The organism is Ferruginibacter paludis, from assembly GCF_030409685.1.
Classification (GTDB): domain Bacteria; phylum Bacteroidota; class Bacteroidia; order Chitinophagales; family Chitinophagaceae; genus Ferruginibacter; species Ferruginibacter paludis.
The window spans coordinates 264,450-283,806 of record NZ_JAUFQJ010000006.1; the positions used below are offsets into that span (position 1 = coordinate 264,450).

Sequence of the window (19,357 nt, forward strand, 5' to 3'; positions counted from 1 at the left end):
GTTGTCATTTTATTTTTATTCTAAGGGTTAAGAGAGCAGCAACGATCATAAGTGCGCCGCCCAATACAAGCGTATAAATGGCATTGCCGTTAAACAAATGCTTTGTAAAAAATCCCAGCAATGTTGCCGCAAGAATTTGAGGTATTACAATAAAGAAATTAAAAATGCCCATGTAAACACCCATTTTATTGGAAGGCAACGCTGCAGTCAACATGGAATAAGGCATGGATAGAATGCTTGACCATGCAAGGCCGATGCCAGCCATACTGAGTATCAGCAGGTATTTATCTTTAAAAATAAAAAATGAAATCAGCCCCAGGCCGCCGGCAACCAGGCAGATTAAATGTGTCATTGGCCTGCTGGTTTTCTTTGCCAGTACGGGTAACAAAAAAGCAAAAAAAGCGGAGAAGCCGTTATAAAAACCAAATAAAACACCCACCCAGTTTCCTATTTCGTTATAAGCTTTTGAAGAAGTGTCTGTAGTGTTGGCGATATTTTGGGCCAGTCCGGGTGTGGCATATATCCACATAGCGAATAACGCAAACCAGGTAAAGAACTGTACTACTGCCAGCTGCTTCATGGTGTCGGGCATTTTATATAAATCATTTACCACTTCTACCAGTCCGTTTTTACTATTATTCGACCAGGAAAAACCAGCTGCCAGTTGTATTAAGCCGAAACTTGCAATACCAAACGTTAATACATAGAGTTCTTTTTCCAACGGCATTTCCACGTGCTGCACATTATAGTAATAAAGTAAAAAACTTAAAATGGCGCCTGTTATCAGCCATATAAATCCTTTATTATAAAATGATTTTACTGGTGTGGTAATAATAGAATGATCAACCTCCTGTTGTTCTGCCGATTCAAAACTTTTTAATTCGGCAGGGGAATATTCTTTGGTTGTAAATACCGTATAAGCTACAGATAAAAAGAAAACAGCGGCACCAATATAAAATGAAATTTTTACTGAGTTGGGTATCACGCCTGGTGCCGCCTCATTTGCCACACCCATTTGTGTAAGCAGATAAGGTAATACAGACGACACAACGGCTCCAATACCAATAAAAAAACTCTGCATGGCAAAGCCAGCAGTGCGTTGTTCATCTGGCAGCATATCGCCTACAAAAGCACGAAAAGGCTCCATCGAAATATTGATCGACGCATCCAGTAGCCATAACATGATTGCGGCCATCCACAATGCATATACATTCGGGAAAAAGATAAGGGCAAGTGAAGCGAGAATTGCACCAATTAAAAAGAAAGGCCGTCTTCTGCCCCATCGTGGCGACCAGGTTTTATCACTCAGATGACCAATAACAGGCTGCATAATAAGCCCTGTTAAAGGGGCAGCTATCCAAAGAATCGGAATGTCATCTATCTTGGCGCCGAGCGATTGGAAAATACGGCTAACGTTGGCGTTTTGCAGCCCAAAGCCAAACTGTATTCCCAAAAAACCTACACTCATATTGATAATCTGAGATAGGCTTAAAATTGGCTTTTTAACGGTGATGACAGGAGACATGAGCAATCGTTTAAAATATAAAAGTTGTGTAAAAAATACACATTAGTAAAAGTACAATAAAAAACATCCTGCCGTGGCAGGATGTTGTAATGCTTAATTTTTTAAATAACATAACCATCGGGTAAGATGGCGCCTTTTTTAATGACCACAATTCCATCTTTTACCGTGTACAAAGCATGGTCAGCATCCTGCAGGTGGCTGCCACCGTTGATGCGTACATCATTACCTATGCGGCAGTTTTTGTCAACAATGGTATTTTTAATATAACACCTGTCACCTATGCCGCACTGCGGAACACCCTTTTCGTGGTTGGCGTCAATTTCTTTAATCGTTTCATAATAATCGTTACCCATAATATAACAACTCACAATGGTAGAGCCATGACCGATCCGGCTTCTGACACCTATCACACTGTTTTCAATGCGGCTGGCGTTAATAATAGAACCTTCTGCAATGATTGTTTTCTCTAAAGTAGTACCACTGATTTTTGCCGGTGGCAACATTCTTGCACGGCTGTACACCACCTTCTGGTTATCGAATAAATTAAACGGCGGCAGATCAAGCGTTAATGCCAGGTTGGCTTCAAAGAAAGAATAAATGTTTCCGATATCAGTCCAGTATCCATCATACTGATAACTGATTACTTTATATTTTTCTATTGAAGTAGGAATGATTTCTTTTCCAAAATCGGTGGCATCTTTTTTCTCCACTTCCAGCAACTCAAACAATAATTTTCTGTTGAAAACATAAATACCCATGGAAGCCAGGTAATTCCTTCCCTGTTTTTTCATCTCATCGCCGGTATCACTCACCCATTCCGGCAATAAGGAGGCTTTGGGTTTTTCGATGAAACTGGTTATTACATTCTCGTCATTGGCTTTTAATATACCAAACTCAGGGGCTTCCCTGTCACCCACCGGAATGGTTGCGATCGAAATATCTGCACCACTGGAAGCATGGTGATCGATCATCTCTTCAAAATCCATCTGGTACAACTGGTCACCACTTAATATAAGCACGTATTCAAAATCGTACCCGTTGATATGACGCAATGATTGTCTTACAGCATCTGCCGTACCCTGGAACCAGCCAGAGTTATCCGGCGTTTGTTCTGCCGCAAGAATATCTACAAATCCCTTGCTGAACATACTAAACTGGTAGGTATTTTTGATGTGCTTGTTAAGCGAGGCAGAGTTAAACTGGGTAAGTACCAATATGCGGTTGAGGCTGGAATTGATACAGTTTGAAATGGGGATATCTACCAGGCGATACTTGCCTGCAATAGGCACTGCCGGCTTACTGCGGCTTGCTGTAAGGGGGTATAATCTTGATCCTGCTCCTCCTCCTAAAACTATTGAAATAACTGATTTGCTATCCATATATGGCGGGTTAATTGTTTACTTAATTTATTGCAATCCTTTATTAAATATATTAAAATTCGGGAAATTACTTCCCTAAACTACTGTATAAATTAATATACTTTGCCGCACTCGTTTCCCAGCTGTTATCAATCTTCATAATAGTCGTTCGTATTTTATGCAGCCGTTTGGTTTTACCATACAGTTCCATTGCCCGGTGAATGGAGTAAGTGATATCCCACACTTTGGCATCATTGAACACAATACCGTATCCGCCAGGTTCTCCGTAATCGATCACTGTATCCCTCAGTCCGCCTGTATTTCTAACAATTGGTATTGTTCCATACCGCATGGCGTACATCTGGTTTAACCCGCAGGGCTCCACACGGCTGGGCATCAGTAAAAAATCGGCCCCCGCATACATCAGGTGACTTAACTTTTCGTTGTATCCAATCTTTGAATTGTAATATCCGGCCAGCGGAGTTTTCATGTTTTCCAGTTCCCATTCTACGCCCGGCTCGCCGCTTCCCAGTATCAAAAAATTCATCGTGCCCTGCATATGATATACGGCATCGTTAATAACCTGCGGCAATAAGTCGGCAGCTTTCTCATGTACAAGCCTTCCAATAAAAACAAAGAGCGGCTTTTCTGCGTCCAGGTTAAACTGCTCACATAATAATTGTTTACTGACCAGCTTACCTTCATCTACATTTTCAACACTAAAGTTATGGTCAATATAAGTATCTACAGCAGGATCCCAAACAGCAGCATCGATGCCATTTAATATGCCGGTGCATTTGCCTTTTTCGTATTCAAACAAACTTTCCAGTCCATTGGCACTGGTCCGCATTTCTTCCAGATAACTCTGACTTACAGTAGTAACTTTTAAAGCGCATTTAACGGCGCTTGCCAATGGGTTAATATTATTATTCCAGTCAAGCTTGCCCCATTCCCACGAATTCCATTCCGGCAGATACAATGCCTTATCCCAGCCCATCCAACCCTGGTATTGCGCATTGTGAATTGTGAGAACAGTGGGAATGGCTGCCAGGTGCTGGTAAGCGTAACAATACTGCATCATAAAAGGAATGAGCCCGGTATGATGATCATGCACGTGTACTGTATCCGGTTTATGATTCCATTTGCTAACCCAGTCAACTACTGCAATCTGAAAAGCGGTAAATCTTTCCGCATCATCATAATAGCCATACACCGCTTCCCGATCGAGCAAACCGTTAATGTCTACGAGATAAAGATCAAAACCAAGTTTATTGGTTCTTTCTTTTATGATGGTATAATTAAACCAGTAAGGCCCCATTCCAAAAGAGCCTTTGTGGGCAATATCAAAATCATTTTCGTACAAAAATTTTGTTCTGTACATGGGCATAACCACTTTAGCGATATGACCAAGCTGGTTTTGGTATTTAGGCAAAGCACCCACCACATCTCCCAACCCGCCTGCTTTTGCTACGGGATAGCATTCTGCGCTTACATGTAGTATTTCCATACGTTTAAACATTGTCTTAAAAACAAGTCAATTTATGAATGTTTTTTCTTTGAACAATCAATGATAAAAAATAAAAAGCTTAACCGGGTGCTTATTGTTATTTGTGCATAGCGTCTCAAAACAACTTATTGTTGAATGCTTTGCAGTTATCCATTTTAATCCTGTCACAATGTGTTTATTTTTTTTCGGGTAAACAAAAAAAATGATAACTTTCGAGATTCTTAATAAAACTTAACGATAAAATTTTATGAGCCAAAAAACCAAATGGTCACAATTCGGAACCCTGGTTACCGTGTTTTTTTTCTGGGGATTTGTAGCAGCAAGCAATGACATTTTAATACCGGTATTTAGAAAGGCCTTTAATTTATCGCAGTTTCAAAGCCAGCTGGTATCTGTAGCATTTTACGTGGCATACACAGTTGGTTCTATTATTTATTATATCGTGTCAAAAGTAATTGGAAGTGACCTGTTGAATAAGATTGGCTACAAAAATGGTATTGCGCTTGGATTAATCATTTCTGCCATTGGTACACTATTATTTTATCCTGCTGCCAATACAGCTTCTTTTACATTAATGCTTACCGGCTTATTTATCGTAGGTCTTGGCTTTTCCCTGCAGCAAATTGCAGCGAATCCATTAGCCATCATAATGGGTGATCCTAAAACCGGTTCTCAGCGCCTCATTATGGCAGGCGGTGTAAATAATTTTGGAACAACGATCGGGCCTTTGCTGGTAAGCTTTGCCATTTTTGGAAGTGTTGCTGCGGGAAACACTACAGCAAGTATTGAAAGTGTGAAAACACCTTACTTGATCGTGGGCGTTGCATTTTTGTTGGTTGCTTTATTTATCAAATTTTCTTCTGTTCCCAATAAAATAGACTTGGAGCATGTGGCGGAAGAAGAAGCTGTAAGCGCAAATAAATTAGTGCACCGTTCCTCTGCTTTTCAATACCCACAGTTATGGATGGGTATGATTGGCATATTTGTATATGTTGGTGTGGAAGTATCAACCGCGAGTAACCTGCCCGCTTATATGGAACAACATTTGGGTGTTGCAACAGACAAAATTGCACCTTATATTTCTTTGTATTGGGCAAGTTTGATGATCGGTCGCTGGACGGGTGCTGTAGGTGCTTTTGATGTAAGCATGGGCATGAAAAAAATCCTCAACTTTTTAATGCCCTACCTTGCTTTTGGAGTTTTTTTAATTGTAAATACAATCGCCCAGCATGATGTAACCCAATTCTTCGTGTACGCGTTTGTGATAGCTGTGATGATTGGCGCAGACATTTTAAGCAAAGGCAATCCTGCAAGAATGTTGTTGCTGTTTGCATGCCTGGGTATAGTTGCCCTCATAATCGGAATGATCACCACAGGTATGGTAAGTGCTTACGCGTTTATTAGTGTAGGTCTTTTTTGCAGCACGTTATGGCCTTGTATATTTACGCTGGCAGTTGCCGGTCTTGGCAAAAACACCGGGCAGGGAAGCAGCCTGTTGATCATGATGATCATGGGCGGCGGCCTGATCAGCGCATTGCAGGGCTGGTTGGCAGATAAAACCGGAATTCAATTTAGTTACATTGTTGGCATTGCATGTTTTGCGTATCTTGCATTCTACGCTGTTAGGGCGAAAGCCGTTTTAAAATCGCAGGGTATTGATTACGATGCGCTGAATGCAGAAGGCGGACATTAATAAAAACAGCAGAATGCACTTTTATTTTTTGATTTTTAATTTTTAAATTCATTATGCTCAAACCGTACGCAATAGGTATTGATGTTGGTGGTACCACCACAAAATTTGGCATTGTTAACCGCCATGGAGAAATAATAGAACAGGATCGCATCTCCAGCATTGCACATGAAATCGTGGAAGATTTTATAGACGACTTATGTGAGAAATTGTTACCGATGGTTGAAAGAGCCGGAGGAATTGATCAATTTGTAGGTATTGGTATGGGCGCTCCAAACGGCAATCTGTATACAGGTACCATTGAGTATGCGCCTAATTTAAGATGGAAAGGCATTATACCAATTGCTGACCTCATGAACAAAAAATTTGGTCTTAAAACAATTCTTACCAATGATGCCAATGCAGCTGCAGTTGGCGAAATGATGTATGGCGTAACCAAAAATATTAAGCACTTTATCACCATCACACTGGGCACAGGCGTAGGCAGTGGTATTGTAATTGATGGAAAGATTGTAGTGGGCTGGGATGGCTTTGCAGGCGAACTGGGACATACTATTATCCGCCCGGGAGGAAGAATGCATAAAAGTACCGGTGCGCATGGAAGCCTGGAAGCATATGCTTCTGCAACCGGGGTTAGGGAAACAGCTATTGAAATGCTGACGGAACACCCGGAAGTAGCCAGTCTTTTACGCAACTACACTATTAACGAACTAACCAGTGAAACGGTGTACGACTGTGCTATGCAGGGCGATGCAATTGCCAACCGGATTTTTGAATTTACAGGGCAAATACTGGGAGAATCGCTGGCCAATTTTATCATGTTCTCTTCACCAGAAGCAATTGTATTGTTCGGAGGTCTCACCAAGGCGGGACCGTTGCTGATCAACCCGACAAGAAAACATATGGAAGCAAACCTGCTGCCTATTTTTCAAAACAAAGTTAAACTGTTGTTCAGCGAATTAAAAGAAGCGGATGCAGCTATACTTGGAGCAAGTGCCCTGGTGTGGGACACCACCCGTAACGAACAGGGCGCTTTTTAAAATACCTACTTTACTGTTAAATAAATTTTTGAAAAAAAGCCAACGCAATTGCGCTGGCTTTTTTTATGGTCTGTTATTTTTTTTATTTCTACAGGTTCAATTTTAATTACCATTTTTTTCTTCGAGCCATTTATTTCTGCCCCATCCAGCTATCACGTGTTTATCGCTATGGTAAGACGAACGCACTAATGGCCCGCTCTCTACATAATCAAAGCCCATCTCATAGCCAATTTCTCTCAACTCTTTAAACTCATCAGGATGTATGAAACGCTGCACCTGCAAATGTTTCTTACTTGGCTGCAGGTATTGGCCAATTGTAATAACGTCTACCTCGCTGTCTCTCAAATCCTGCATGGTTTGCACCACTTCCTCTTTTGCTTCGCCAAGCCCCAGCATGATACCACTTTTGGTACGCATGCCCCCCTTTTTCAAAATACGCAGGGTTTCCATACTGCGCCAGTATTTAGCCTGTATACGTACCTGCCGCGTTAACCTTTCTACCGTTTCTATATTGTGGGAAACAACCTCGGGCGCTGCATCTATTATTCGCTGGATGTTTGCTGCTTCGGCCTTAAAATCAGGTATCAGTGTTTCCAGTGTCGTTGAAGGATTTAGAGCCTTGATTGCTTTGATGGTATTGAACCAGATAATAGAACCACCATCGGCAATTTCATCCCTGTCAACCGATGTAACGACTGCATGTTTTACCTTCATCAGGTTGATGGCTTCCGCCACCCGCTGAGGTTCATCCCAGTCAACAGGTTCTGGCCTGCCGGTAGCCACCGCACAAAAGCCGCAGCTTCTTGTACAAATATTTCCGAGAATCATAAAAGTAGCAGTTCCTTCTCCCCAACACTCACCCATGTTAGGGCAATTACCACTTTCACAAATAGTATGCAATTTATGGGTATCCACCAAACTTCTAACGTGCCGGTAATCTTCTCCAATGGGTAATTTAACCCTTAGCCAGTCAGGCTTTTTTATTTTGGGTTCTGCAGCTTCATTTAACACGGGCAACTCTGTCATTCAATTATTTTATAATTGTAAAAAATTAATTTTCCTGCTAAATACTTCCTATTTTCTTTTACCAAACAATACGGAAACGTATAGGTTCACAAATAAATTTCTGGGTGCCACATTTACAATCTGTGGAATTTTTCTTGCATACAGCTCAGCCGTTATTCCAACTTCGATGGCACTTACTACCTCATTGTAGCGGCCATAGTCGAACCGTAAAGCAGCTTTTGCGTATGCCCCCGGCGTTAATTTTAAATTGCTCCATCCTTTGGTAAAACTTGGTCCTGTTGCCTGCAGGTAATAAAGCATAGAACTTGAACTGAATATATTGCTGTCTGCGCTTTCGTATCTAATAGACTTACGTTGAACAGGTGAACTGGTTGTATCAAAAATATCGAGATAATAAGGCCTCAATAAACCAAGTGAAGCTCCGCCGCCAAAATTGGCTGTTATACTTACACCGTTTTTATTGCTTTTATTACCCAGTAATATCTGTTGCTGTACGCCCAATTTTACGGGGTAGAAAAAGTTTATTTTGCCAAAAATAAGTGAAGGTCCTGCATACATCTGGTTGGTTTGCTTGTCTTCCTTTGTGTGCTTGCGTTCAGCAATGTCCAGCTGAAATAACAGCGATTTTGTTATGGACTGTGCCCGGCCTATTTCCATAAATCCCCCGTACCCATCATTGGTAAGTTTAAATCCAAAGGCGGTATGTTTTGTATAGGTGATTACACCCTCTTCTTCCTGCCGTATCAATGCATTAATTTTTTGACGATGCTCCTCTTTTTTATCTTTTTTAGTTTGTTGGGCAAGTAAACCAGAGGTAGCTAATACGGACAGAATAACGAAAAATATTTTGCGCATGATAACTTTTTACTTCAGTAAATTTATACAAAAATAGTACAATGACAGCAACGATTCAATATGAAGGTAATTTAAGATGCAACGCCCGCCATTTGCAAAGCAATTCTTTGATAGAAACAGACGCTCCGACAGATAACAGGGGAAAGGGTGAAAGGTTTTCTCCTACTGATTTAGTATGTACCGCATTGGCAACCTGTATGATTACAACAATGGCTATGAAGGCGACTGACATGGGTATTGAATTAAAAAATACCACTGTAAATGTAAAAAAACATATGGCAAGCGATCCAAGGAGAATTGCTAAAATTGATGTGGAACTTAGTTTTCCTGCTACGTTACAACTGGAAGAAAAAGAAAAGATTATTTTACAAAGAGTAGGCGATAACTGCCCCGTTATAAAAAGTTTACACCCCGATGTGGTAATTAACGCCAGCTATAACTGGCTGTAACTTTTCAGCAAGCTATTGCCTACAGCGCATTCCAGGCAACGCTTCCGGTTACAGTATTCATTTTTTAACTGGATGAGTGCCTGCGAATCGAAAGCGTTGTTATTTTGTATACCCAACTGCATGTATGCGTTCGTGATATTGTTTTTTTCTGCTGTAATTTGTTCCATCCATTGCAGGGCTTTTTCTTTATACCGCTCTTCCCGGTTATAAACACCATAAGCAAATACAATGGGGATAATAGTGTTTATTAATACATTATTCACCATCTGGCTCCCCAAATGTTTTGCTTTAAAAGTGGAAGGCTCATCAAAAATATAATGATAATGCCAGTAGTCGTTGGCGGTAACATTTAACAAATCTTTTATTTCTTTTAATGATGTGGCTTCCCGGATTACAGAAAATAAATGCAGGCTTTTGTTAATAAGCATTGCCAGTTGAGCCAGCCTGATGGATGGAAAATTTGCAGGCCGCATTCTTAAAAAATATAAAGCAGCTGGTACCCGTTGCAGCTTATATTTGTTTTTATAAAACCTGTATTCTTTCTGCAGCATGGATGGATATGTTTCATTGAAATCAGCATCTAATAAACCTGCCTGCCCAAACAATAACGCTTCCAATTGGTGAATCTGGTTTTTATGCTTTGCCAACAATACAACCGGCAGCGACCGGGCAATTTTTTCAAAGGCTTCGCTGTTGACTTTTATGCCAAAATTGTAAGCCAGCAACCACCAGAATGTTTCTTCCCAATGGTTGTTATTTTCTTTAAGGTAATCAAAAATAATGGTTGATTTATTTTGCAGCCGTTCTGCAAGTAAACGGTCAGTCCAGCTTTTCCATGCCAGTTCATTCACCTGGTGAATGTTTTTTTCACAGGCGATAAATGTTGCTGCATTCATCCATTCGTCATAGCGGTTCAATAAAATTTTGGATACCCTGTTTTGAAGTTCAAGAACAGGAAAACTGGCTTCAACATTACCATCATCCTGCCATACTACATGCAGGATAACATTGTTATAATTTTTGTCTTTGCTATGCTGATGGCTTGTCCAGTCTGTTGATTTCAGATGCAGTTCAATATTGCCGGCCCAGGTTGTGTCGCCTACTTTTATGTTGGCATCCAGAAAATCGGGACCTTGATTGGTGTTTAGTGCGCCAGGGGAATTGATCCGCAAGTTTTCATTTTCTGTGGTTGTTAGCAACGCGGCATTAAAATGTTGAAACTGCCAGATATATTGCAGCAATTTTTCCGTCATGACAATGATTTTAAAAATGAGCAGGATCAGAATTTCTATCAAGCTACAAAATCAAAGTCAACATTGCAATAGCGCCTGCACTACCCTGCTTACCGGCAGTCCCATAACGTTGTAAAAATCGCCGTTAATTGACTTTATTCCGGTAACACCAATCCATTCCTGTATTGCATACGCACCGGCTTTATCATACGGCTTATATTTATCAACATAAAATTCAATTTGCTCAATACTCAAGGTGTGAAACTCAACTTCAGTGATGTCTGCAAAAGCAATCTCCTTACCTTCCTTTAATATAACAACACCAGTAATTACGGCATGCTTTTGCCCGGAAAGTTTTTCTAAAATCTGGATCGCATCTTCCCTGCAGGCGGGTTTCCCAATGATTTCATCCTTTAACACCACAATGGTATCTGCAGCAAGTATTGGTAAAACAGGGTGATGCAGTTGTTCAACAGCGAGCGCTTTGTTTCTTGCAATGTGAATGGCAATTTCATCAGGGGGTAAATGTGCAGGATATGATTCGTCTGTGGCCTGGATTATGATATCAAAGGGAACTTCTGCCCATTCAAGCAGCTGCTTGCGGCGGGGCGATTGGGATGCCAGAATAACTTTTTTTACTGAAGATCCGGATTGAGATCCTTGTGACAACGAAAGACTCATTCTAACATTTTTTTTGAATTTAAAAGACCCAGGGGCTTAATGGTCAAATATACCATCTAAAAAAAAGTATTGACAAAATACCTGTAAGCATTATGATTTTTATAAAGCTGCTTAACTGATGGTATTGTGCAGTATTCTGAGCAACATACAATTTACGTAAAATCCAAATCAGTGGTAATAGCACTAATAAAAAACAGTAGACAGCAGTAACCCACCATCGCTGCTGAAATGCATAAAATTGTAAGATCAGTAAAGCGCCTATCAGCACTGCCAGCCAAACTCCGGCAAATACCTTTGACGCTGGTACGCCCCATGCAATGGGCATAGTATTACAACGATATTTTGCATCACCTTCCATATCCTCGATATCTTTTACAACTTCTCTAACGAGGGAAATAATAAAGGCAAAGCCTGCGTACAATACCGCGTATTTAAATATGCGATTTGTGGCTGCGAAAAAATTAGCGTCAGGTGCCGAAAAAAGGTGAAACGTATTGCCGACAGCAAAATACAATACCAGCACGGTCCACGCTGTCAGCATCGAAATAATGACATTGCCAGTTAATAATTTCTTTTTAAAGGTTGTAGAATAGAACCACAATAGCAATGTACAAATCACATTTGCAATGATGATTATAAAACTTGTTTGATAAGAAACATAAAGGCTGATAATTAATCCAACGGTAGTGATTGTCCAGTGCCAGAAAATGGCCCATCGGCGTTTAATAATTTTTTCGATCACCATTTTTTCCGGTTTGTTTACCTGGTCTATATTGATATCAAAATAGTCATTGATAATGTAGCCGGCCGCTGCGATTAAAATGGAAGCGGTCATCAGTAAAAAAAAGAGTGGCTGAGTAAGATGAAAGCTAACCTCGAAACGGGCAGCAATCGGGATTATAATACAGTAATAAAAAAGTAATTGGGTCAATGCAATAAAAAAAAGATTTGGCCAGCGGATCAAACGAAAAAAGGCGAATAATAATTTCATGTTGTATTGCTGTTATTAAATTAAGTACAACAACCAAACGATGAAATACTTAATAATTTATTTTGAAGCGATGCCGGTTTCCAGGTCCCAGTGGTCGTTTAATTTCAGTACTTTTTCGATTACATCCCTTCCGCAGCCATCTCCACCATTAAGAGGAGAAATGTAGCGGGCTATTTGCTTGATCTCATTAACCGCATCTGCAGGGCAACAGGGTAAACCAACCAATTGCATGACCCGGTAATCAGGAATATCGTCGCCCATAAATAAAACCTCCTCCCATTTCAACTGATGTTGCTGCACATACTCAGTCAGTATTTCCTTTTTATCGTGTACTCCAAGAAAAATATCTTTAATACCAAGCCCTTCAAAACGTTGCTTTACAGCCCTCGATTGTCCCCCGGAAATGATGAGTACACGGTATCCCTTTTTGATCGCAAGCTGTAAGCCAAAACCATCTTTTATATTCGTAGTTCTGATAGTTTCATTTTCAAAAAGCAGTAAAATGCCAGATGAGAGTACACCGTCTACATCAAATACAAAAGTTTTTATTGGCTTAAAAAGTGCTAAAATATTCATTGCAGTGAAAAATACTTTGGGAGCGGGAAGGCCGCATTCAAAAATAAGGGGTGCTCTATTTTTTTTGATTATCCCGCCATTCGTATACCCAGCTGCTTTGTATCATCTCCAGGTGTCCCTCATTGCTTTGTTCGGGCGTGCCGGCAAAATTAGGTATCTCCAGTACCCATTTGTGCAAGTCCGTAAAACGTATGCGGTATATTCTACCTTCGTTAAATTCGTCACCAAAACGTTCATGCAGTTTCATTGCAATATCTTCATAATCGTTCCAGTGTATAGGAGGTTCAAACGTCATTATAGTAATTTGAAAAATTGAAAATTCAACAATTTGAAAATAAAAGCACCATTCAATAGATAAACATCGCCTTCATTTCAAATTAAGTCATTGTGTAATTGAGTTATTAATATTTATTCTCCCAAAAACTGTGTCTGGTCAGGCAGGGTCACCACAATGTTTCCATCACCTTCCTGCAAAACACATTGACAGCTTAACCTGGAGTTGATACGCGGGCTAACCGCTCTGTCAATAAAATCCTCCTCCCTGTCGCTTAACTCTTCCAGAAATTCATCTCCCTGGTCTACGTACACATGACAGGTACTGCAAGCGCAAACACCACCACAATTATGATGAAGATTTATATCATTTTTTAAAGCCACTTCTAAAAGAGACTGTCCCTCTTCCACTCCTGAAAAGGTTATTGGTTCAAGACCCTTTTGTTGAAAATTATAAGTTATTGTATACATATTGTAAAGTTCGGGATGCAAACCTACTGTACAATTACCAATTTAGGAAAACTTATAACTGAAAGGACTGTCTTTCAACAAAAACGATCAGGATGCAGACTGCGCCCATATGACAGGTCTGGCGTTTATTTTGCAGTGTAAAAGGCAGGCAATTGTGTATCGTTACCACACCTTAAAATATTTGTATATCAAAAAGCATTTCACTATTTTTCACTTCTTAAAAACAACAAGCCTGTATGAATTATCAAAAAATAATGGTTTCAATATTTCTTTCTCTTTCATTATTAATGTTGGTGAGTGCCTGCAATAACTCCGCAGACAGTAAAAAAAATCAACAGGCAAAAAAAGATACGGTGATAAAAACGGCTATTAAAAGAGAAGAACCTGCTGCAGTTAAAAAAGCTCCCGTAATTAATATAATGGATACCCTTTCTATAAAACAAACCGTTCTTTGCATTAAAGATAGTGCGGCTACCAGCGGCCGGATTGCGCTTAAGCTTGGACAGATTTATGGCGTAAAACTGCCAGCAATTATTAAAAAAGAAAAATTGAAAGTTACAGGCCCGCCAATGGCCTGGTATAAAACCTCTAAAGCGCCTTTCTTTTTCGAAGCAGGTTTACCGGTGGACAGAAAGCCAGCCAAACTGCCTCCTAATGCGATTATTAAACAAATAGGTCAGGACAGCGTAATCGTTGCTCATTTTTATGGTCCCTATGACCTGACAGATCAGGCTTACACCGCTTTGCAGGACTGGATGAAAGATCATAAGAAAAAATCCATACTGCCTCCTTATGAAGTATATGTTGATGACCCGGTGGACAAAAATGGTAAGCTAAAAGATCCCTACAAGGTTCAGACCGATATTATTTTTACCTGGCGGTGATGCGGGTATTATTTTATTTAAAATGCAGCGTTGATTGATGGTGAGGAACTTATGCCAGCTACTTTTGATTAACTATAATCATTTACGGTGGCATCAGTTGTTCATAATACTGTCTGTAATTTTCAGGTATATATTGTGTATGGCCGGATACCGGGCAAGCAGGTTCAGGTGCTTTTGCAGAGTCTTGATGTCCTTTCTTACTGCCGGCCCTGTTCTCATTTCATGTGGGGGGTAGTGGCGCAGGCGCAAAGCCGTTTCTTCTATCAATGGTAACAGCAATTTAAAATCAGCTCCTTCTTTATCGCAATAATCAGCCGCCAATGCGTAGAGGTGATTGGTAAAATTGCTTACCAATACCGCCGCCACATGCAGCTTAAGCCGCTGGTCGTCATCGGCAGGCGTTACATTCGATGAAATGGTAACCGCAAACTGCCGGATTGTTTGCAAAGCGGCGTCCGTGTTACCGTCTATAAGCAGTGGAATATCCTGTTGCAATTCCATATTTTGCTTGCGCAGGCTTTGCAGCGGGTACAACACACCATAATTATTGGTGATATTTTTCAGCGCTTCTTTTGATACGGAACCTGCGGTATGTACCACCAGTTTATCGCCTAAGTGATAACGCTCGTCCAGCTGGCTCATAGCCGTATCGGTAACTGCTATAAGATATAGGTCTGCTGATTGGTCAATTATACCACTGTTATCTGTAAATGCGCAGTTTAATTCTTTCGCCAGAATGGCGGCATTATCAGCGGCCCGGCTAACAACCTGCACAATCGTATGGCCGTTGTCCCTGATCAGTCGTCCTAAAACGGTAGCCACATTACCGGCTCCAACAATTACTACCTTCATGTTATTATCTTTGTAGCGATGAAATTAAAGGAAAAATTAGCAATTAGTTACATACGAACAAAATTTAAAGTGCTGTCGCATATTTCTAAAAGAAAAACTGCTGAGGAGGCTTTCGAATTATTTTGTACGCCTTTGATAAAATCGCCAGTTAAAAACAGAACTGTGTTTAACGGGGCCAACCGCATTCATTTTACCCTGAACGGTTTAAAAGTAAACGGTTACCAATGGAATAAAGACGCTTCACACAAAATTTTGGTACTGCATGGATTCGGTTCAACCGCAAGTAATTTTCATGTATATATAGAAGCCATGCTTGAAAAGGGATACCAGGTGCTGGCATTTGACGCACCTGCGCATGGCAATAGTGAAGGCCGCACCATCAATGCAAAAGAGTATAGCCAGATGATTGAGAAAGTGATTGAATTGTACGGGCCTGTGAATGGTTTCATTGCCCATTCATTTGGCGGCATTGCGCTTAGCCTTGCCTTAGAAAAGATGCCGCATGATGAAAATACCCGCATTGTATTTATTGCTCCAGCTACTGAAACAACAACCGCCATTGACAGCGCATTTAAATTATTACAAATAGATGACAAAGTGATAAGGGCAGAGTTTGACCAGATTATTTTTGAAAAAGGCGGCTATCCTGTAAAGTGGTATTCCATCAAAAGAGCTATGAAAAATATAACGGCTAATATTTTATGGATTCACGATGAAGATGATGATATCACGCCGCTTTCAGACGCATTAAAAGTAAAAGAAGCAGGTTTCAATAACATCGAATTTATCATCACCAAAGGTTTGGGCCACCGCAATATTTACCGCAACAAATCAGTACAGAAAAAAGTTACTGACTTTCTTTAAGGCTGTTTGTTAACAGCATGCTTAGCAAGAAAAATTTTGATTTTTCAATTTTGAACTAATATTGCAGTTCAATTTGTTTCGTATTGCATAGCGTGGATGTCGAAATGATTCACTTAAAGAAGTGCGTTTTTCTTTAGCCAACAGTTGCGCAGGGTATTCCGGCCAGGAGGTTCAGTACCTGAATTTATAGTTGCAGGAAGGCTTAACGACATAAGTTGGAAAAAATATAATTCATTCATTTCGCTGCATGCCCAGGTATTGCAGCTGGATAAATAAAACCCATCTACCCATGCTTTTTATAAAGCAGCGGGCAAAAAAATAATTATGGCGAAGAATCTGTTAATAGTGGAGTCCCCTGCGAAAGCAAAAACCATCGAAGCAATTTTAGGAAAAGATTTTCAGGTAAAAAGCTGTTTCGGACATATCCGGGATCTTGAAAAAAATGATATGGGCATTGAGGTGAACAACAATTTCAAACCCAAATATATTGTACCTGCCGATAAGGAAAAAGTGGTGAAGGAATTAAAAAGTCTTGCAAAAAGCAGCGGAGAAGTATGGCTGGCATCGGATGAGGACCGCGAGGGAGAAAGCATCAGCTGGCACCTTGCGGAAGTATTACACCTGGATCCAAAAACTACCAAGCGTATCGTTTTTCATGAGATCACCAAACCCGCCATTGAAAAAGCCGTAAAAAATCCGCGTTTAATTAACATGGATTTGGTGGATGCACAACAGGCAAGAAGGGTTGTAGACAGGCTGGTAGGTTTTGAATTAAGCCCCGTATTATGGAGAAAGATAGGGATGAGCGGCGGCCTAAGTGCCGGCCGTGTACAAAGCGTAGCGGTTAAATTAATTGCTGAAAAAGAAAGGGAGATCAATCAGTTTGCTGCAGTGGGAAGTTTTAAAATTGAAGCTTTACTGGCTGCTACTGACCTTAATAACAAAACGGTTTCTTTTAAAGCAGAAGGTGGAAAATATGCCGTGGAAGAAGCTGCTGAAAAATTTTTACAAAGCTGCATCGGTGCTAAATATACCGTAAAGGATATCCAGGTTCGCCCCGGAAAACGCACGCCTGCTGCGCCTTTTACAACCAGTACACTGCAACAGGAGGCCAGCAGAAAATTGGGTTATGGTGTTTCCAAAACCATGTTACTGGCGCAAAGATTGTACGAAAGCGGAAAGATTACCTATATGCGTACTGACAGTGTTAACCTTGGTGAAACCGCCATGGACGCAATCAAAACAGAGATCGCCAAAAGTTATGGCGATAAATATTTGCAGATACGTCGTTACAAAAACAAAAATGAAAGTGCTCAGGAAGCGCATGAAGCCATTCGCCCTACTTACATGGAAAACCATACGGTGAATGATCCTGAATTAAACAGGTTGTATGAACTGATCTGGAAACGCACCATTGCCAGCCAGATGAGCGATGCAGAACTTGAAAAGACAACCGCCAAAATAAACATCAGCACCAATAACGAGGAATTAACTGCAACTGGTGAAGTGTTGAAATTTGATGGATTTTTAAAGGTATACATGGAAGGCACCGATGACGACGAAGAAGACGGCAATGAAAAGGAAGGAGAAAGCCGCCTGCCAAATTTAACGGTGGGCCAGCAGCTGGTGTTTAATCAAATGACTGCCACAGAAAGATTCACCAAACATGCAGCAAGGTACACGGAAGCTTCATTGGTAAAGAAGATGGAAGAACTGGGCATTGGTCGCCCGAGCACGTACGCCCCTACTATTTCCACCATCATTAAAAGAACTTATGTAGAGAAGAAAGATAAGGAAGGGGTAAAAAGAAATTTCAGGATTCTAAGGCTGAAAAATGATACCATCGAAAAATTAATAGAGCAGGAAAATACAGGCGCAGAAAAATCAAAATTATTTCCAACCGATTTGGGTTTGGTGGTGACTGATTTTTTAAACCAGCATTTTACCAAAGTGATGGACTATTCCTTTACTGCTAATATCGAAAAAGAATTTGATGAAATTGCAGACGGTAAAATGCAATGGAGCAAGATGGTATCCGATTTTTATACTCCTTTTCACACAGGTGTAGCACATACGCTGGAAACTGCAGAACGTGCTGTGGGCGAGAGAATGCTTGGTGTTGCTGAAGACGGCAAACCCATTATTGCACGCATGGGCCGTTATGGTCCGATGGTACAAATCGGCAGCCAGGGCGATGAAGAAAAACCACGTTTTGCAAAATTAAAAGCAGGTCAGAGTATTGAAACCATCACGCTGGAAGAAGCACAGGAATTGTTTAAACTGCCACTCAGTTTGGGTGAATATGAAAATGCGGAAGTAAGTGTAAACATTGGCCGCTTTGGCCCTTATGTAAAATTTGGGGAGCAATTTGTTTCTATTCCAAAAGGGGAAGATTTGTGGTCAGTTACGCTCGACCGTGCCATTGAAATTATCAATGCCAAACAAAAAGAAGATGCGCCTATTGGCTTCTATAATGAAAAGCCGATCACCAAAGGCAAAGGCCGTTTTGGTCCTTTCATTAAATGGAACGATTTGTTCATCAACATTCCGCGGGCATATAATTTTGACATGCTGACTCAACAGGACTGCAATGAGCTGATTGAGAAAAAAATGGAAAAGGAAGCCAACCGTTTTATCAGGCAATGGCCGGAAGAAAAAATTGCTATTGAGAATGGGCGGTGGGGTGCTTTTATCCGTTTTGGTAAAAAAATGCTGAAGTTGGGCCTCAATAAAAACAATGCAAAATATACGCCTGAAGAGCTGGCCACTATTGAGCTGGATGATGTAAAGAAAATGATTGTAGCACAGGATCCGAAAGCATTTGATAAAAAGACAGCAGCGAAAAAGAAAGCAGCAACAAAGAAAGCAGCAACAAAGAAAGCAGCGCCAAAGAAATAAAATACTATGCCTGATTTTTTGATTTCTGATTGGCTGATTTTTTTCGTTTAGGGAGAATTGTCGGATAACCGCCGCTGATAAGCTGCAGTTAAAACATATATCTGATTTACTGGTTTATTAATTTCTAAACTGGTTATTTTTCAATAGATTTTTTGTTTTATCCATGCAATATGCTGGGTAAAAAA

The 19,357-nt window shown here is 40.5% G+C and carries 18 protein-coding genes; 6 read left to right on the forward strand and 12 right to left on the reverse strand.

Features of this window, described 5'->3' with window-relative positions; all coding sequences use genetic code 11:
* Window positions 1-4 precede the first annotated feature (4 nt).
* The 3 genes from QWZ08_RS11620 to QWZ08_RS11630 form a co-directional block, all read right to left on the reverse strand.
* Window positions 5-1,525 (reverse strand): MFS transporter, encoded by a 1,521-nt coding sequence (locus tag QWZ08_RS11620; protein WP_290337581.1) that lies wholly within the window; start codon window positions 1,523-1,525, stop codon window positions 5-7.
* Window positions 1,526-1,626: 101 nt separating this feature from the next.
* Complete coding sequence (locus tag QWZ08_RS11625) at window positions 1,627-2,904, reverse strand: glucose-1-phosphate adenylyltransferase (protein WP_290337582.1); 1,278 nt, start codon at window positions 2,902-2,904, stop codon at window positions 1,627-1,629.
* Window positions 2,905-2,971: 67 nt separating this feature from the next.
* Entirely contained in the window at window positions 2,972-4,390 is a 1,419-nt protein-coding gene (locus QWZ08_RS11630) for a glycogen synthase (RefSeq protein WP_290337583.1), read from the reverse strand.
* Between the two features lie 247 nt (window positions 4,391-4,637).
* On the opposite strand from QWZ08_RS11630, the gene QWZ08_RS11635 reads away from it, so the two are divergent.
* Both QWZ08_RS11635 and QWZ08_RS11640 read left to right on the forward strand, forming a co-directional pair.
* Entirely contained in the window at window positions 4,638-6,083 is a 1,446-nt protein-coding gene (locus QWZ08_RS11635; RefSeq protein WP_290337584.1) for an MFS transporter, read from the forward strand.
* Window positions 6,084-6,136: 53 nt separating this feature from the next.
* Complete coding sequence (locus QWZ08_RS11640; RefSeq protein ID WP_290337585.1) at window positions 6,137-7,120, forward strand: ROK family protein; 984 nt, start codon at window positions 6,137-6,139, stop codon at window positions 7,118-7,120.
* A gap of 102 nt (window positions 7,121-7,222) precedes the next feature.
* On the opposite strand, the gene lipA is transcribed toward QWZ08_RS11640, so the two are convergent.
* Window positions 7,223-8,146 carry a lipoyl synthase gene (gene lipA / locus QWZ08_RS11645; protein WP_290337586.1) on the reverse strand — a complete coding sequence of 308 codons (924 nt, stop codon included), beginning with the start codon at window positions 8,144-8,146 and terminating at the stop codon, window positions 7,223-7,225.
* A gap of 48 nt (window positions 8,147-8,194) precedes the next feature.
* On the reverse strand, window positions 8,195-9,001 hold the full coding sequence (locus QWZ08_RS11650; protein WP_290337587.1) for a hypothetical protein: 807 nt from the start codon (window positions 8,999-9,001) through the stop codon (window positions 8,195-8,197).
* A 41-nt stretch (window positions 9,002-9,042) separates the two neighbouring features.
* On the opposite strand from QWZ08_RS11650, the gene QWZ08_RS11655 reads away from it, so the two are divergent.
* Window positions 9,043-9,450, forward strand: coding sequence for an OsmC family protein (locus QWZ08_RS11655; RefSeq protein WP_290337588.1), 408 nt, complete (start codon window positions 9,043-9,045; stop codon window positions 9,448-9,450).
* On the opposite strand, the gene QWZ08_RS11660 is transcribed toward QWZ08_RS11655, so the two are convergent.
* The 6 genes from QWZ08_RS11660 to QWZ08_RS11685 form a co-directional block, all read right to left on the reverse strand.
* Window positions 9,435-10,703: a DUF2851 family protein gene (locus QWZ08_RS11660; RefSeq protein WP_290337589.1), complete on the reverse strand. Its 1,269-nt coding sequence runs from the start codon at window positions 10,701-10,703 to the stop codon at window positions 9,435-9,437. The genes QWZ08_RS11655 and QWZ08_RS11660 overlap by 16 nt on opposite strands.
* 57 nt (window positions 10,704-10,760) lie before the next feature.
* Complete coding sequence (locus QWZ08_RS11665) at window positions 10,761-11,363, reverse strand: Maf family nucleotide pyrophosphatase (protein ID WP_290337590.1); 603 nt, start codon at window positions 11,361-11,363, stop codon at window positions 10,761-10,763.
* A 43-nt stretch (window positions 11,364-11,406) separates the two neighbouring features.
* Window positions 11,407-12,354, reverse strand: coding sequence for a geranylgeranylglycerol-phosphate geranylgeranyltransferase (locus tag QWZ08_RS11670; RefSeq protein ID WP_290337591.1), 948 nt, complete (start codon window positions 12,352-12,354; stop codon window positions 11,407-11,409).
* A 57-nt stretch (window positions 12,355-12,411) separates the two neighbouring features.
* Window positions 12,412-12,930 (reverse strand): KdsC family phosphatase, encoded by a 519-nt coding sequence (locus tag QWZ08_RS11675; RefSeq protein WP_290337592.1) that lies wholly within the window; start codon window positions 12,928-12,930, stop codon window positions 12,412-12,414.
* Between the two features lie 55 nt (window positions 12,931-12,985).
* Window positions 12,986-13,225: a Fe-S cluster assembly protein IscX gene (gene iscX, locus QWZ08_RS11680; RefSeq protein ID WP_290337593.1), complete on the reverse strand. Its 240-nt coding sequence runs from the start codon at window positions 13,223-13,225 to the stop codon at window positions 12,986-12,988.
* Window positions 13,226-13,338: 113 nt separating this feature from the next.
* Window positions 13,339-13,674: a 2Fe-2S iron-sulfur cluster-binding protein gene (locus QWZ08_RS11685; protein WP_290337594.1), complete on the reverse strand. Its 336-nt coding sequence runs from the start codon at window positions 13,672-13,674 to the stop codon at window positions 13,339-13,341.
* Window positions 13,675-13,910: 236 nt separating this feature from the next.
* Here QWZ08_RS11685 and QWZ08_RS11690 point away from each other — a divergent pair, with 236 nt between their 5' ends.
* The gene (locus QWZ08_RS11690) at window positions 13,911-14,558 is read left to right on the forward strand and encodes a GyrI-like domain-containing protein (protein ID WP_290337595.1); all 648 of its coding nucleotides are present in this window, start codon (window positions 13,911-13,913) and stop codon (window positions 14,556-14,558) included.
* A 93-nt stretch (window positions 14,559-14,651) separates the two neighbouring features.
* On the opposite strand, the gene QWZ08_RS11695 is transcribed toward QWZ08_RS11690, so the two are convergent.
* On the reverse strand, window positions 14,652-15,410 hold the full coding sequence (locus tag QWZ08_RS11695; protein ID WP_290337596.1) for a Rossmann-like and DUF2520 domain-containing protein: 759 nt from the start codon (window positions 15,408-15,410) through the stop codon (window positions 14,652-14,654).
* A gap of 18 nt (window positions 15,411-15,428) precedes the next feature.
* On the opposite strand from QWZ08_RS11695, the gene QWZ08_RS11700 reads away from it, so the two are divergent.
* Window positions 15,429-16,274, forward strand: coding sequence for an alpha/beta hydrolase (locus tag QWZ08_RS11700; RefSeq protein ID WP_290337597.1), 846 nt, complete (start codon window positions 15,429-15,431; stop codon window positions 16,272-16,274).
* A gap of 324 nt (window positions 16,275-16,598) precedes the next feature.
* The gene (gene topA / locus QWZ08_RS11705; RefSeq protein WP_290337598.1) at window positions 16,599-19,172 is read left to right on the forward strand and encodes a type I DNA topoisomerase; all 2,574 of its coding nucleotides are present in this window, start codon (window positions 16,599-16,601) and stop codon (window positions 19,170-19,172) included.
* The last annotated feature ends 185 nt before the right edge of the window (window positions 19,173-19,357 follow it).

Excerpts from the sequence above, each read along its gene's own strand:
- QWZ08_RS11700 (WP_290337597.1), top strand. The coding sequence starts at position 15,429 with ATGAAATTAAAGGAAAAATTAGCAATTAGTTACATACGAACAAAATTT.
- QWZ08_RS11675 (WP_290337592.1), bottom strand. The coding sequence starts at position 12,930 with ATGAATATTTTAGCACTTTTTAAGCCAATAAAAACTTTTGTATTTGAT.
- iscX (WP_290337593.1), bottom strand. The coding sequence starts at position 13,225 with ATGACGTTTGAACCTCCTATACACTGGAACGATTATGAAGATATTGCA.
- QWZ08_RS11650 (WP_290337587.1), bottom strand. The coding sequence starts at position 9,001 with ATGCGCAAAATATTTTTCGTTATTCTGTCCGTATTAGCTACCTCTGGT.
- lipA (WP_290337586.1), bottom strand. The coding sequence starts at position 8,146 with ATGACAGAGTTGCCCGTGTTAAATGAAGCTGCAGAACCCAAAATAAAA.
- QWZ08_RS11640 (WP_290337585.1), top strand. The coding sequence starts at position 6,137 with ATGCTCAAACCGTACGCAATAGGTATTGATGTTGGTGGTACCACCACA.
- QWZ08_RS11690 (WP_290337595.1), top strand. The coding sequence starts at position 13,911 with ATGAATTATCAAAAAATAATGGTTTCAATATTTCTTTCTCTTTCATTA.
- QWZ08_RS11635 (WP_290337584.1), top strand. The coding sequence starts at position 4,638 with ATGAGCCAAAAAACCAAATGGTCACAATTCGGAACCCTGGTTACCGTG.
- QWZ08_RS11630 (WP_290337583.1), bottom strand. The coding sequence starts at position 4,390 with ATGGAAATACTACATGTAAGCGCAGAATGCTATCCCGTAGCAAAAGCA.
- QWZ08_RS11695 (WP_290337596.1), bottom strand. The coding sequence starts at position 15,410 with ATGAAGGTAGTAATTGTTGGAGCCGGTAATGTGGCTACCGTTTTAGGA.
- QWZ08_RS11685 (WP_290337594.1), bottom strand. The coding sequence starts at position 13,674 with ATGTATACAATAACTTATAATTTTCAACAAAAGGGTCTTGAACCAATA.
- topA (WP_290337598.1), top strand. The coding sequence starts at position 16,599 with ATGGCGAAGAATCTGTTAATAGTGGAGTCCCCTGCGAAAGCAAAAACC.
- QWZ08_RS11670 (WP_290337591.1), bottom strand. The coding sequence starts at position 12,354 with ATGAAATTATTATTCGCCTTTTTTCGTTTGATCCGCTGGCCAAATCTT.
- QWZ08_RS11625 (WP_290337582.1), bottom strand. The coding sequence starts at position 2,904 with ATGGATAGCAAATCAGTTATTTCAATAGTTTTAGGAGGAGGAGCAGGA.
- QWZ08_RS11660 (WP_290337589.1), bottom strand. The coding sequence starts at position 10,703 with ATGACGGAAAAATTGCTGCAATATATCTGGCAGTTTCAACATTTTAAT.
- QWZ08_RS11620 (WP_290337581.1), bottom strand. The coding sequence starts at position 1,525 with ATGTCTCCTGTCATCACCGTTAAAAAGCCAATTTTAAGCCTATCTCAG.
- QWZ08_RS11655 (WP_290337588.1), top strand. The coding sequence starts at position 9,043 with ATGACAGCAACGATTCAATATGAAGGTAATTTAAGATGCAACGCCCGC.
- QWZ08_RS11665 (WP_290337590.1), bottom strand. The coding sequence starts at position 11,363 with ATGAGTCTTTCGTTGTCACAAGGATCTCAATCCGGATCTTCAGTAAAA.